We start from the raw sequence: 13,121 nt of genomic DNA, 5'->3' as shown, positions 1-13,121 counted from the left end.
AGCAGCCCGATTCCCACCTAACTTTTTTACTTTACAGCCGAATTTTGAGGCGGGAGCCTTCATGCTTTCGAATAGCTAGATAAATCTTTTACCCATATATTCATATCTTCCAACTTATCGAAAATGTAGCAATTGTTCGCCAGTCTTCCTGTATATGTATAGCCTAACTGATGAAAGGCAGCATTCATACCGAAAGATAGCGATCGAGCAATTGTATAGGAACAGAAAATAGATTTTTCTTGAAGCTCTTCTTCTAACTTAATGAGCAAACTTTTCATAAACCCATGTTTACGATATTCAGGTAAAGTAGCACAATTCGTTAATTCTGCATTGCCTTCCTTTACGTTCATTTCTGCAGACGCTGTACTAATGATTTTCCCCTCAAATTCATATACGTAGTAAATTGTATCGTCTTCTTTCATCGTCTGTAATACATAACTCGCTTCATTTAAAGGTGTCGGATACACTTCAAATACTTTTCCAAAGACAGTTGCTAATTCTTCTGCATCTTCTTCAGTCGCTTTTCTTAACAGAAATTTCTCCGGGACTACTTTTTCTTTTACTTCTTTTGCTTTTACACCACTTAAAATAGTATCTTCCTCAGACCAATGAATACTATTTCGTCTTTCATCATTATTATATTTCACAAAGAAGTATGCATCGTGTCCTTGAAAATAATGAGGTATCGTCGCTTCCAATAAGAAACCGAAAGAGAGCCATGTTGAAACATGCTCTCCCTTTCCTTTAATAATACATTTAGTGAAAGAATGTTTCTCTGCTAGTCCGTCAATTGTCTGTATAATACTTTCAACATTTCCTGTATAGTGATCTATTCGAATACGTTTATTAAAATAATCTAAAACTCCTTCTACTGTATGGCAATTTGTCTGCTCTCTAAAAGATTCATAGTATTTCATTTTTTCACCTCACACCAATCTAGTAATGTACATGCAATAATTTTTGCGGCAGCTATCATTTTATCAATTTCTATATATTCGTTTGGATAGTGTGCTACTTTCGTCTCTCCCGGACCAAATACTATCGTTGGTACACCTGAGATTTGTGTAAATAAACCTCCATCAGTCCCCCACGGAGATGCTTCAATCATTGGTTCCTTCCCTTCAATTTCAACAAAGTTATGCTGAAGTGTTGTAATTAACTCATGGTTTTCTTCTAGTTCACCAGGAACCCATCTCGCTCCAAACCATTCTACTTCTACTGGATTTTCAACAAACCAATTGTCCACATCATGTAATTCAGCGATCCAACTCTCAAACTCTTCTTTTGCTGCCTCTATAGTCTCATTCGGCGCAATACCATATCTTCCTTCTAAAATTAACGAATCAGGAACAGAACTTGGCCAGCTACCACCTTCAATTTTTCCAATATTAATTGGAATTGGAATTGGAATTCCTTTAAATAACGGATCAGTAATTCGACCATTTCTCTCCTCTTCTAATTTTCTCAAATGATCTATAACAAACATGCTTTTTTCAATTGCACTTACTCCTTCATAACGTGTACCACCGTGTGCAGCTTTCCCTTTTACATGTAGACGGAACCACATTGACCCCTGTTGCTTCGGGAAAAACTTCAAATTAGTCGGTTCTGGAATAATGACACCATCTGCCTTATATCCTCGTAATATAGTCGCTAATGTCCCTGCCCCGCCACTTTCTTCTTCTATGACACTTTGAAAATAAATATCTCCTTTTAATTCAACACCAGATTCAATAATCGCTTCCATCGCAAGCATAAGTGCGACATTGCCGCCTTTCATATCCGTCGTTCCGCGGCCATATATACGATTCCCTATTTTCTCACCACTATATGGGTGATGGTCCCATTGATTCACATCGCCTTCTGGTACTACATCAATATGCCCATTTAATATCATAGATTTTCCATCGCCGCTTCCTTTTAAAGTTGCCACAATGTTCGGGCTGTCTGAAAAACTTGTACGTGGTGATACAAAATAAGGATGATCTTTCATTTTAGAAAAAGATGGTTCCCAAATATCAAGATCTAAACCTAGCTCACGTAATTTTTCGATCACAATTGCCTGCGCACCACTTTCATCACCAGATACGCTTTTTTCTTGAATTAACCGTGTTAAAAATTTCACACTTTCCTCTTCATGACTCTCAATATAATCACAAACTTGCTTTTTTAATTGCTTCATATATTACATCTCCCCTCATTCAATAACTAGTAAGTTAGAGCCAATTTGAAACTCAGCTTCCGTATGTCGCTTTATATCTTCTACTGTATACGGGCTCATTAATTCTTGTAAAATGAGTCCACTCGAAGTTACTTCCATAACCGCCATATCTGTAATAATTAAATCTACACATTTCTTTGACGTTAATGGCAATGTACACTCTGAAACAATTTTTGCATTTCCGTATTTATCAACATGATTCATCACAACAACGACACGCTTCGCTTTTTGTGCTAAATCCATCGCTCCCCCAATACCGGGCACACGTTTCCCTGGTACAATCCAGTTTGCTAAATCTCCATTCTCACTCACTTGTAATGAACCAAGAATCGTTATATCTAGTAAACCTTTTCGAATCATCCCAAACGCAGTGCAGCTATCAAAATAACTCGCTCCTGTAATAAGAGAAGTCGGTAAACCTGCTGCATTACATAAATTCTCGTCTTCATTCCCTTTACTTGGCGTTGGCCCCATACCGACGATTCCATTTTCTGCATGAAACATTACATTTATATCGTCAGGCAAATGATTCGGTACAAGCGATGGAATGCCAATACCTAAATTTACAATCATGCCATTTTGTATTTCTTTCGCCGCACGCCTAGCAATCTTATCTCTCACTTCTACGCCCATACCCATTTCCAATTCACTCCTTCCGACAGTACGATATAATTTACGAAAACACCTGGAACGACAATTTCCTCAGGATCTAAACTTCCAAGTGGAACAATTTCTTCTGCTTCTACAATCGTTATGTCCCCAGCCATAGCAACATGAGGATTCATATTCCGCGCACTTTTGTCGAATACAAGATTACCAAACGGATCAGCTTTTTTCGCATAAACAATCGCAACTTCAGCAGTTAATGCAGTTTCAACTAAGTATGTCTTGCCATTCATTTCGACTGTTCGTTTTCCATCTTCTACAATCGTATCAACACCAACATCAACTAAAACACCACCAAGCCCTACGCCTCCAGCGCGAATACGCTCTGCTAATGTTCCTTGCGGGGAAAACTCAATTTGTAATCGTCCTTCATTTAACTGTCTTCCTGCATTTGGATTTGAACCAATATGGGAAGTAACTAAAGACTTAACCCGTTCATTTGTAACAAGACGACCGATTCCTACATCAGGAAAGCCCGTGTCATTTCCTATTAAATTTAAATTTGTAACTCCCTTTTCTAAAATAGCCTGTATTAAAGTTGGAGGGGATCCAATCCCCCCAAATCCCCCAAACATTAATGTCATATCATCATGGAACAAAGAAATTACTTCCTCTATCTCTTTTAATTTATTGAATGTATTTGTAATTGTTGTCATACGATACTATGCCCTCCTTTTTGCATCATCTCTTCTACACTTTTTGCAAAAATTGAAAGTAATTCATCTAACTCGGAATATGTAGTTGTCATTGGCGGTGCCACAAGCAGTGCGCTATCTTCTTTTCCTGCTTGCCCTGAAACAGCTTGGTATAAAAGGAGACCATTTTTTGCTGCAACCGAAATAAGCTCCGAAGCTTTTGTAAACGGTTGCAATTCTATTCCGATCAGCAACCCTTTTCCACGCACATCCGCAATAATTGTCGATTGTTGCTGAACTTTCTGTAGTCCCTTAATTAAATACTCTCCCTTTTCCGCTGTTTTTTCAGGTAGATTATGTTTCTCCATGTATTCAATAACAGCTAGAGCCGTTGCTGCAGATAATGGATTTGCACTTAGCGTATGACCACTCATAACAGAACGTGACCCACGTAAAATTGGCTCCATAACTCTGTCACTAACAATCGTCGCAGCCATTGGTGTATATCCCGCTCCTAATCCCTTACCAAGCGTCATAATATCCGGTTCTACACCCCAATGCTCCATCGCAAACCATGCACCAGTACGACCAAGCCCAGTCATTACTTCATCCGCAATGAATAAAATATCGTAATGACTACAAATATCTTTAATCACTTTATAATATTCTTTCGGCGGTACAACCGCACCGCCAGCTGCTCCGATAATCGGTTCAGCAATAAAAGCTGCAATATGCTCCGCACCAATTCTTTCAATTGATCTTTCTAGTTCAGTTGCACAAGCAAGCTGACAAGTTGGATATACCTTTTGTACAGGGCACCTGAAACAATATGGGGCTGGAATAGTTGGATAATCTTCCAAAATAGATACGAAACGTTGTCTGCGCAGCGGATGCCCAGACATTGACAAGGCTCCCATCGTAATACCGTGATAGCTCATCCAGCGTGACAAAATTTTATGTTTCCCTTGAATACCGCGCTCCTGAAAATGCTGAATTGCAATTTTCATAGCTGTTTCATTTGCTTCCGTACCACTATTTACGAAAAAGCTCCAGTTCAAATCTCCTACACTTAAATCACTTAACTTCTTCGCTAGTTTTTCAGCTGGTTCACTCGTAAACTGTGATCTATATACGAAAGCAATCTCCTCTGCTTGCTTTTTAATAACATCTGCAATCTCCTTTACGCCATGTCCAATACCTGCCGTAATTGCTCCTGACGAACCATCAAAATATTTATTTCCGTTCTGGTCATACAAATATACACCTTTTCCATGTGAAATCATTGGATACGGCTGACCAACAAGTGGTTTAATTAAGTAATCGCGCATAGCGCTCCCCCATTTCTTCAATTTGTATATGTATATGAAGAAAATTGACGTTTCTTTCATAAAAAAGAATCCTCTGCACAAGCAGTGAATTTATCAAAATACTATTATAAAATATACAAATGAGTGCTAATAAATGTTTTGAAAACAGAAAATTCAGAACTTAAAACGAAGACCAATCCTTATCTATACGCTCAAATAACCCTCCCTTATATAAAAGTAACGTATTACTAAATGTTTTCCTAACATAATGCCAGCTTCCCTCAAATGCCGACATTGTGTAAACTTCGACGGAACTCCCTTTAAACTCCTTCCTATTATCCTACTTTAAATTGCATATTTCCAAAAAAATTTCGACAATTATCTCGCCGCAATGATAACAATCTTTTTATAGAAACTAATTTTCCACATTTAATATTTTCAGTTTATACATAAAAAAAGAACCGATTAACCACATTAATCAGTTCGGCACGACGCTCTTTTATCAATATTACTGAGACTCGCTAAAATAAATCAAAAAACCATACGTTTTACGAATTCAACAGTCATATAACGATTTTTCACACAAATTCCTTCATAACTTCATTCACAATCATAATCGGGATATCCCCATCCCAAGGTGTCACTCCTTCCACCGAAGTTAAACTACCTTTCCTTTATAAATTATGTAGGACAATTATCCCTTTGTATGTGTGTTTGCCTATAAATTAAAAAATCCCTTTACTAAAAATTTTTTATACATGTATTCGATACGTTGATTGAAATGCCCTTATAATTTAGTCTTTTTATATTTTTATTACTCCTAGTAAATATAAGCTTCTATTCAACTTAACTAACTCCATATACATCTCTTTTAGCACCACTTTACTAGCCAATAATACTCAGACATACTTCTCCCAAAATATGGTTTTAATCTTTTACTTTTCCCATTCAGAAATACAAGTTTTTCGCATAACCTCTTTCTCACTTCGCATATAGTTTTAATGATGACAAAGGAGGAATGTGCATGTCTCAATCTGAAATCGAAAAATATGGACAAGAAGCTGTACGTTACGATCAGCTCGCCCGTTACTATCAATATAGCAATCCCAAAAAATATGTAGAACTATATATGAAGTATTACGATGCACTTACAAAACTTGTACAGGCATATGAAAAAAGAGATTCACAAGAAGCCGCTTTACCGTCACATATAAGAATTTTTCATTCTGCTCCAAACACGCCTGCGGTTGACATTTTAGTAAATGGACAAAAGGTAATCAAAAACATTTCATTTAAGCAATTTAGCCCCTATTTATCATTAGTGCAAGGTAAATATCGCATTGATATCGTCCCTGTCGGGAACGAAACTCCAATTTTTTCAGCTTTAGTACCGATAATGGGAAATCATACGTATACACTTGCCGCAATAAATAGTGATAATCACCTACAATTACAACCTATACTTGATAATACACATATACCATCTGGGCAATCCAAAATTCGATTTATGCATTTTTCTCCAGATACCCCTGTTGTTAACGTAGATTTAAAAGGTGGAGATCATTTATTTGAAAATGTGCTCTTTAAACAAATAACAGATTTTTTACAAGTTAGCCCTGGTACAGCAGATATTGAAGTTTCACTCGCAGATAATAAAAAAATCCTGTTAACTTTACCTAAATTCGATGTTGAACCGAATATAATTTATACCATTTCAATAGTAGGTTATTCAACTAAAGACCCTAAATTAGAAGCCGTTATACTTACAAATTAAAACAGTCTACACCATTTATTTGGTGTAGACTGTTTACTTTTGAAATGCAATTTGAAATTCTGTCCAATCGCTATCTGAACGACACATAATGGACCCGTTATGTTTTTCTACAATTTGTTTACATACAAATAACCCAATACCAGTTCCTAATTTTTTAGTAGTTACAAATGGTTCAAAAATCGTTTCTACATTTTCAGCTGGAATCATCGGTCCATTATTTTTTATCACAATTCGAATAGCTTGCTCTTCTTCAAAAACATCAATGATAATTTTCCGCTCTTCTTTCATTGCTTCCATAGCGTCAATTGAGTTCATTAAAATATTTAAAAATACTTGCCTCACTTCACTCCGATAACCAACAAGTGGTATTGGATACGGCAAATTCTTTTCAATCGAAACATTTGCATTAACCAAACTCGGATATAAGAACTGTATAATATCTTGGAACAAGTCATTAAGCCAAAAACGTTCCGATTCATTCCACATTTCTTTTTTCGAAACGAGTAAAAATTGCGAGATTCGAAAATTTAATTGATCTAATTCATGCGAAATGATATCTAAATACGATAAACTCGGATGGTCTGCCTTTAATAATTTGACAAATCCCATAATTGAAGTAAGCGGATTACGAAATTCATGTACAAAACTAGCTGACATTTGGCCTAAAATCGTCAGCCTTTCTTTATGTGTTTCATTAATATATTGCTGTTTTTCCTCTAAATTCCTCGATATAATTTCCGAGTATTTTAAAACGGTATAATAAATTAATTTGTCAAAACAAGTATGTATTTTGGCCATAATTGGTTTCAATTCACGAGCGCTAACATCTAATTCACACATCGCTTCAAAAAGTTCATTTCTTCCCACATTTGCATTATAAACAAAGTCTCCAATATTCGCATCTGCTCCTGCTCGTTCAATTGCGATTTTCTCGCATAATGGTTGAAGATAATTTATATCTTTATCTTCCATAGTAAGTTCGATTATTAACTCTAATAAATCCTCTCCATTTTGAACTACTTCTAGTTTAAATGGATCTTTTTCGGAAATTATCATTTTGTTTTTCCAGTTCTCTACGAATTGGTGCCTGTTGTTTTTCAAGTGTGAACAAAATACTTCTTTAATATCCTTATCGATTGGAAAAACCTCCATTCACTCCATTTCCATACGACGAATACCCTTTATATTTTGAATATTAACACAAAAAATATGTTTCGTTAATAGATTATTGTCACATTTTGTTAATTTCTGTTGATAAAATTAATTTTTTCTTTCTTATTTAATTATTTATATTCAAATCTCTCTTTTTCCTTCTCATTTTTTTAATTATTTCCGTATTCAAAACGACTTTTTTTGCATCATTTTTAATTCTTGCGTACAATAGGAAGTGAAAGGTGTGAAAAATATGGTAAATAAAAATGTGGAAGACTATCTCCAAGAAGGCATTTATGGCCAAAAGCAAAACAAACCAGAAGAACGTAATATGTATTTAACTACATTACGTGAGCGCGTAGAAATCGCTTTAACTATCGGTCAAGTAATGCAAAGTAATGTATATACTGAAGTAGCAAGTAGCATACGCTCTTCTCAATCATTACAAATTCTCCTAAACGGTGGCATTGCTTACCCACATTTATCAAAATACATTAAATTAGCAAACGAAAAAAATATTCCTTTTACAATTGTTCAAAATAAAGATACAGCAACACCAATCGGTTTAGTATTATCTCATAGCACAGCTGTAGATAAAGAACAAATTTATGTAGAAGATGCTATTTTCAAACAAGAAATGAAGTAAAATAAAAGGTACACTTAATTAAACAAGTGTACCTTTTGCTTTATTTTTTAATACACACTAATTTCATTTCTGTCATTTCTTCAATTGCATATTTAATTCCTTCACGACCCGTGCCACTTTCTTTCACACCACCGTAAGGCATATGATCTACTCTAAACGTTGGAATATCATTAATCATAACCCCACCAACCTCTAACTCATCAATTGCACGCATCGCTTTAAATAAGTTATTTGTAAATACGCCTGCTTGTAAACCGTAACGTGAATGATTTACTTTCTCTATCGCCTCATCAAATTCTTTAAATGTATTTACTGTCATAACTGGACCAAATACTTCTTGGCACTGTACAGATACATGCTCTGGAACATTTGTTAATACAGTTGGTTCGAAAATTCTTTCATCACGCTTCTTACCACCGTATAAAACAGTTGCTCCTTCCTTAATTGCTTCTTGCACCCACATGTCAATTCGCTCTACATCTTTTTTCGAAATTAAAGCTGATACATCCGTTTCCTCATTCATTGGATCACCAACAACAACTGTTTCCATCGCTTTCTTTAGCTTCAAAAGAAATTCATCCATTCTCTTTTCGTGTACAAATACACGTTGTACCGAAATACAAACTTGTCCATTATTAACAAATGCGCCCCATTTCACGCGTTCCATTACCTCATCAGTTAACTCTACATCTTCATCAATAATAACGGCAGCATTGGATCCTAATTCCAACGTAACTCGTTTTAATCCAGCCTTTTCCTTTATTCCGATTCCGACTTTCGGACTTCCGGTAAAAGTAATGGACGCAACATCATCATTTTTAACAATTGCCTCACCAACAGTTGCACCAGGACCAGAAATGATATTCAAAGCTCCCTTTGGCAACCCTGCCTCTTCAAATAATTCAACTAATGCGTAAGAAGATAATGGCGTTTGATCAGCTGGTTTTAACACTACTGTGTTTCCGGCAGCAATTGCAGGGCCCACTTTATGCGCTACTAAATTTAACGGAAAGTTAAATGGCGTAATAGCTCCTATAACCCCAATTGGTTTGCGAATCGTATAGGCAATTCGCCCCTCTGCACCAGGTGCTGCGTCAAGTGGCAATGTTTCACCATATATACGCTTCGCTTCTTCTGCTGCAAATTTATATGTTAGAACAGTACGATCTACTTCTCCCTTTGCAGCACGTATTGGTTTTGCAGCCTCTTTTGCAATAATTTCTGCAAACTCTTCTCTTCTTTCATCCATTATTTGCGCAACCTTCTCTAAAATAGTTGCCCGATCGTATGCAGTTAATGTATTCATTTTTTTCATTGCATTTTTTGCAGAAGTAACAGCCTCTTGAACATCTTCTTCCGTTCCTTGTGCAATTTCCGCTAACGTTTCTTCAGAGTATGGTGCATATAATGGTTTATATGTGTTTACTGACTTCCAATCTCCATTTATATATAAATGCTTTTTCATCTTTCTTCCCCTTCCAAATATATGTATAAAATAATACTTCACCTAGTGAAAGGTCTGACTTATGTAATTGTATCATAGCCCGTATTCCTCCAAAAACATTATGCTCAAAAAAACTCTGCTATATAGCAGAGTTTACGAGCTAATTTGCTCTTGTAAAGAAATTTGTTTTTCATCTTCTAAAACGACAATCGATTCTACTGTTTTTGTAACTTCTAACCTTTTAATATAGCGCCCGTCTAATTCTTTCACACAAAACTTATAATTTTCAATTTCAATGGAATCCTCTTCAGCAATCTCTATATTCTTCGTTAATATCCAACCACCAATTGTATCAACACCATCATCATCAATCTCTAGACCAAATAACGTATTCACTTCACTAACGAGTACTTTTCCCTCTAGTATCGTCTTTGTTTCACTAACTTGTTGAATTTCTGGCTGTTCATCCGTATCAAACTCATCCTGAATATCTCCTACAATTTCCTCTAAAATATCTTCAACAGTAACAAGCCCAGATGTACCACCATATTCATCTATCAATATAGCAATATGTGTTCTTTCTTTTTGCATTTTTAAAAACAAATCATGAATTGGAATAGAATCAATAACTAAAATAATTGGTCTAACATATTGCTCTACTGTCTTTTTATTAACAGCTTTATGCTGTACAAACTCAGTAAAAATATCTTTAAAATTTACAAAACCTATTACGTGGTCTTTGTCGCCATCAACAACTGGATACCTTGTATATTTTTCACGAGACATTTTTTGCAAAGCTTCTTCAGCGGGCATTTCTTTACTTACAATATTCATTTCAGTTCGAGGTACCATTATTTCTTTTGCAATCCGATCATCAAATTCAAAAATTTTATTTACATATTTATATTCAGATTGATTAATCTCACCATTTTTATAACTTTCTGAAACTAATAACCGTAATTCTTCTTCCGAATGAACCTCATCATGCCCTTTCGGCGGTTTCAGCCCTAGCAGCTTCGTAATGATTCGAGCTGAACCATTTAATAGCCAAATGAATGGGAATGCAATACGATAAAAGAAAATTAACGGCTTAGAAACAAGCAAACTCACTTGTTCAGATTTTTGAATTGCAACTGTTTTTGGGGCCAATTCCCCTATTACAACATGTAAAAAAGTAATTAACAAAAATACTAAAATTACAGCAAAAATATCTGCGAGCTGAGTAGATATGTTCCAATTTGCAAAAAGCGTGTCGAACATTTGCTTTAGCGCAGGTTTACCAAACCACCCAATTCCAAGAGCTGTAACTGTTATTCCTAACTGGCAAGCCGATAAATATTCGTCTAAGTTTGTAATGACTGTTTTGACAGAAGTTGCACGATTATTTCCCTCTGCAATTAAATTGTCAATTCGTGAACTCCTCACTTTAACAATTGCAAATTCTGCTGCAACGAAAAATGCCGTTAAGGCAATTAAAACAATCACTATACTTATACTATATATGTCCAAATACTTTTCCTTACTTACATTGTAAGCAAGGAAGCCACCTCCTACTTAATTTTATTCAAGTGAAGTAAGCATTCTAATACTCTAACAAAATTCTACATTAGCAACCACCTTTTTATATATTATATGCATACATAAAAAAGATATTTATCATTATGATAATCTAATTCATTTCCCCTCGTCAAATCAAATTATTCTAAATCTTACGATGAATCATTTTTATATAAACGATATATTCTTCACAACTTAATTTCGTGAAAAAACACTTTCTTTGCCGATTCCACACTTCTTTTGTCATACCGGAAGGGAACTTACTTCATAGATCGAAATCATTCAACAGGATATATATAGGAGGGATTATTTTGGAATATAAAACACCATTTATCGCAAAAAAGTTAGGTGTTAGCCCCAAGGCTGTTGTCCGGATTGCACAACAATTAAATCTTACGATAGAAAAAAATAAATATGGTCACTTTATTTTCAAACAAGATGATGTAGATCAAATGTTAGAATACCATCGTTCTCAAATTGAGCATTCGCAAAACTCTCAACCTACTCAAAAAACATCATCAAATGATGTTGAAGAATTAAAAACTCAAGTAAACACAATTGTTCAAAACACATCATCAAATGATTTTGAACAATTAGCTACTCAATTACACACAATTACAAGAAGGCTAGATCGAATGGAGGAGCAAATGCAAGATAAGGCAAATGATGTCGTTACGTACCAACTTTTGCAACACCGTCGTGAAATGGAGGAAATGTTAGAACGAATCCAAAAGCTAGAAGCTTCCCTCAAAAAAGAAGAGCCCATATATATTACTCCTGATTCAAAACCAACATATGAAAGAGAAAAGAAACCGAAGCGCCGCAAAATGATTTTTAGTATATTTGGATTATGATTTTTAGACCCTTATTAAAACAATAAGGGTCATTTTTTCATGAAGGATACTGCCATATTAATATATCATTCTCTATATTATATATATTCACTTCTAATTATTTTGTTAACATAATATTCTTACTGTATTCCGCGATTAATGCCTGTGCATGAGCATTCCCTTGAATCACATCGCGAAATTCTTTTAAAGAATACAAATGCGTAACTCCTTTTCGAGCATGAATTCGCACTGGTACACCTTGTAAAGTATCATGAAACTGAAATGGATTGTCTATCGGCTCTATAGGAAAACCGAGTGTTAGTAGATACATATACATTCTTTTTGTAACTGCTGCAATATACCATTCCGCTTTCGTTTCTAACGCATGCACAAATAAAATAGCTGTTAGCCTTTTGAAATGCCCTCTCCCACGAGACGTTTTCGCAATACTTAGCTTGCCTATTTCATACACATTTTTTAAATCTTTCACTAAATCATTTTTAGAAAACGGATAGAAAAACTCAGAATTTGATTGTTCGGGTACCGTATACTTAATACACTCCACTGTACCTATATGATGCTCATCTTCTATTAATAAAAATCGTGTTGGATTTAAATTACGTTCTACGAACATTAAGTTTCTTTCTTCACAAAAATCTCCCCATAGTTGCTCGAACCAAAAATGTTCTTCCTTTGTTTGAACACGCTGGAACATATTTCCCCGCCTTTCCCATCGTCGCTCTGTTTTGATAACGCTTTCACTATCTATCATATAAGAACAAATCTTCGTATGCAACTAAAAATATTTATGACTTATTATATTCTGCAAAATGAATTAAATTCCAACTTCGTCGTCTTTTACCTCACATGTACAGTTATTCTAATA

12 protein-coding genes are annotated in these 13,121 nt (G+C 35.2%); 3 read left to right on the top strand and 9 right to left on the bottom strand.

Features of this window, described 5'->3' with window-relative positions:
* Window positions 1-59: 59 nt before the first annotated feature.
* From ablB to ACS2MN_RS01930, 5 genes are read right to left on the bottom strand one after another with little or no spacing between them, the layout of a single operon-like run.
* A complete protein-coding gene (gene ablB / locus ACS2MN_RS01950) occupies window positions 60-917 on the bottom strand; it encodes a putative beta-lysine N-acetyltransferase (RefSeq protein WP_000878583.1) in 858 nt (285 codons plus the stop codon).
* Window positions 914-2,182, bottom strand: coding sequence for a peptidase (locus ACS2MN_RS01945; protein WP_098709957.1), 1,269 nt, complete (start codon window positions 2,180-2,182; stop codon window positions 914-916). Before ACS2MN_RS01945 ends, ablB begins: the two co-directional genes overlap by 4 nt.
* Window positions 2,183-2,197: 15 nt before the next feature.
* The gene (locus ACS2MN_RS01940) at window positions 2,198-2,860 is read right to left on the bottom strand and encodes a CoA transferase subunit B (RefSeq protein WP_000525286.1); all 663 of its coding nucleotides are present in this window, start codon (window positions 2,858-2,860) and stop codon (window positions 2,198-2,200) included.
* On the bottom strand, window positions 2,845-3,543 hold the full coding sequence (gene atoD / locus ACS2MN_RS01935) for an acetate CoA-transferase subunit alpha (RefSeq protein WP_098709956.1): 699 nt from the start codon (window positions 3,541-3,543) through the stop codon (window positions 2,845-2,847). Before atoD ends, ACS2MN_RS01940 begins: the two co-directional genes overlap by 16 nt.
* Complete coding sequence (locus ACS2MN_RS01930) at window positions 3,540-4,850, bottom strand: aspartate aminotransferase family protein (protein ID WP_001205888.1); 1,311 nt, start codon at window positions 4,848-4,850, stop codon at window positions 3,540-3,542. The genes atoD and ACS2MN_RS01930 overlap by 4 nt, the downstream gene beginning before the upstream one ends.
* 1,003 nt (window positions 4,851-5,853) lie before the next feature.
* Between ACS2MN_RS01930 and ACS2MN_RS01925 the strand changes: the two genes are divergently transcribed.
* Window positions 5,854-6,603: a DUF4397 domain-containing protein gene (locus ACS2MN_RS01925; protein ID WP_087950043.1), complete on the top strand. Its 750-nt coding sequence runs from the start codon at window positions 5,854-5,856 to the stop codon at window positions 6,601-6,603.
* A 33-nt stretch (window positions 6,604-6,636) separates the two neighbouring features.
* Here ACS2MN_RS01925 and ACS2MN_RS01920 read toward each other — a convergent pair whose 3' ends face one another.
* Complete coding sequence (locus tag ACS2MN_RS01920) at window positions 6,637-7,755, bottom strand: BA2291 family sporulation histidine kinase (RefSeq protein WP_000451750.1); 1,119 nt, start codon at window positions 7,753-7,755, stop codon at window positions 6,637-6,639.
* A gap of 253 nt (window positions 7,756-8,008) precedes the next feature.
* Here ACS2MN_RS01920 and ACS2MN_RS01915 point away from each other — a divergent pair, with 253 nt between their 5' ends.
* Window positions 8,009-8,401: a YueI family protein gene (locus ACS2MN_RS01915; RefSeq protein WP_000247575.1), complete on the top strand. Its 393-nt coding sequence runs from the start codon at window positions 8,009-8,011 to the stop codon at window positions 8,399-8,401.
* A gap of 40 nt (window positions 8,402-8,441) precedes the next feature.
* Here the strand turns inward: ACS2MN_RS01915 and ACS2MN_RS01910 are convergent, their stop codons facing one another.
* The gene (locus ACS2MN_RS01910) at window positions 8,442-9,866 is read right to left on the bottom strand and encodes an aldehyde dehydrogenase family protein (protein WP_098805539.1); all 1,425 of its coding nucleotides are present in this window, start codon (window positions 9,864-9,866) and stop codon (window positions 8,442-8,444) included.
* Between the two features lie 132 nt (window positions 9,867-9,998).
* Entirely contained in the window at window positions 9,999-11,354 is a 1,356-nt protein-coding gene (locus tag ACS2MN_RS01905; protein ID WP_087950045.1) for a hemolysin family protein, read from the bottom strand.
* 359 nt (window positions 11,355-11,713) lie between these two features.
* Here ACS2MN_RS01905 and racA point away from each other — a divergent pair, with 359 nt between their 5' ends.
* Window positions 11,714-12,256, top strand: coding sequence for a chromosome-anchoring protein RacA (gene racA / locus ACS2MN_RS01900; RefSeq protein ID WP_000456001.1), 543 nt, complete (start codon window positions 11,714-11,716; stop codon window positions 12,254-12,256).
* Window positions 12,257-12,353: 97 nt separating this feature from the next.
* Here the strand turns inward: racA and ACS2MN_RS01895 are convergent, their stop codons facing one another.
* Window positions 12,354-12,950 (bottom strand): hypothetical protein, encoded by a 597-nt coding sequence (locus tag ACS2MN_RS01895; protein ID WP_000487809.1) that lies wholly within the window; start codon window positions 12,948-12,950, stop codon window positions 12,354-12,356.
* Window positions 12,951-13,121: the final 171 nt, after the last annotated feature.

It is taken from the genome of Bacillus cereus group sp. BceL062 (assembly GCF_051780025.1).
Taxonomy (GTDB): Bacteria; Bacillota; Bacilli; order Bacillales; family Bacillaceae_G; genus Bacillus_A; species Bacillus_A toyonensis.
The sequence above is the reverse complement of the archived record's forward strand: the minus strand, read 5'-3'. Positions and strand labels throughout refer to the sequence as shown.

Excerpts from the sequence above, each read along its gene's own strand:
- ablB (WP_000878583.1), bottom strand. The coding sequence starts at position 917 with ATGAAATACTATGAATCTTTTAGAGAGCAGACAAATTGCCATACAGTA.
- ACS2MN_RS01945 (WP_098709957.1), bottom strand. The coding sequence starts at position 2,182 with ATGAAGCAATTAAAAAAGCAAGTTTGTGATTATATTGAGAGTCATGAA.
- ACS2MN_RS01940 (WP_000525286.1), bottom strand. The coding sequence starts at position 2,860 with ATGGGTATGGGCGTAGAAGTGAGAGATAAGATTGCTAGGCGTGCGGCG.
- atoD (WP_098709956.1), bottom strand. The coding sequence starts at position 3,543 with ATGACAACAATTACAAATACATTCAATAAATTAAAAGAGATAGAGGAA.
- ACS2MN_RS01930 (WP_001205888.1), bottom strand. The coding sequence starts at position 4,850 with ATGCGCGATTACTTAATTAAACCACTTGTTGGTCAGCCGTATCCAATG.
- ACS2MN_RS01925 (WP_087950043.1), top strand. The coding sequence starts at position 5,854 with ATGTCTCAATCTGAAATCGAAAAATATGGACAAGAAGCTGTACGTTAC.
- ACS2MN_RS01920 (WP_000451750.1), bottom strand. The coding sequence starts at position 7,755 with ATGGAGGTTTTTCCAATCGATAAGGATATTAAAGAAGTATTTTGTTCA.
- ACS2MN_RS01915 (WP_000247575.1), top strand. The coding sequence starts at position 8,009 with ATGGTAAATAAAAATGTGGAAGACTATCTCCAAGAAGGCATTTATGGC.
- ACS2MN_RS01910 (WP_098805539.1), bottom strand. The coding sequence starts at position 9,866 with ATGAAAAAGCATTTATATATAAATGGAGATTGGAAGTCAGTAAACACA.
- ACS2MN_RS01895 (WP_000487809.1), bottom strand. The coding sequence starts at position 12,950 with ATGTTCCAGCGTGTTCAAACAAAGGAAGAACATTTTTGGTTCGAGCAA.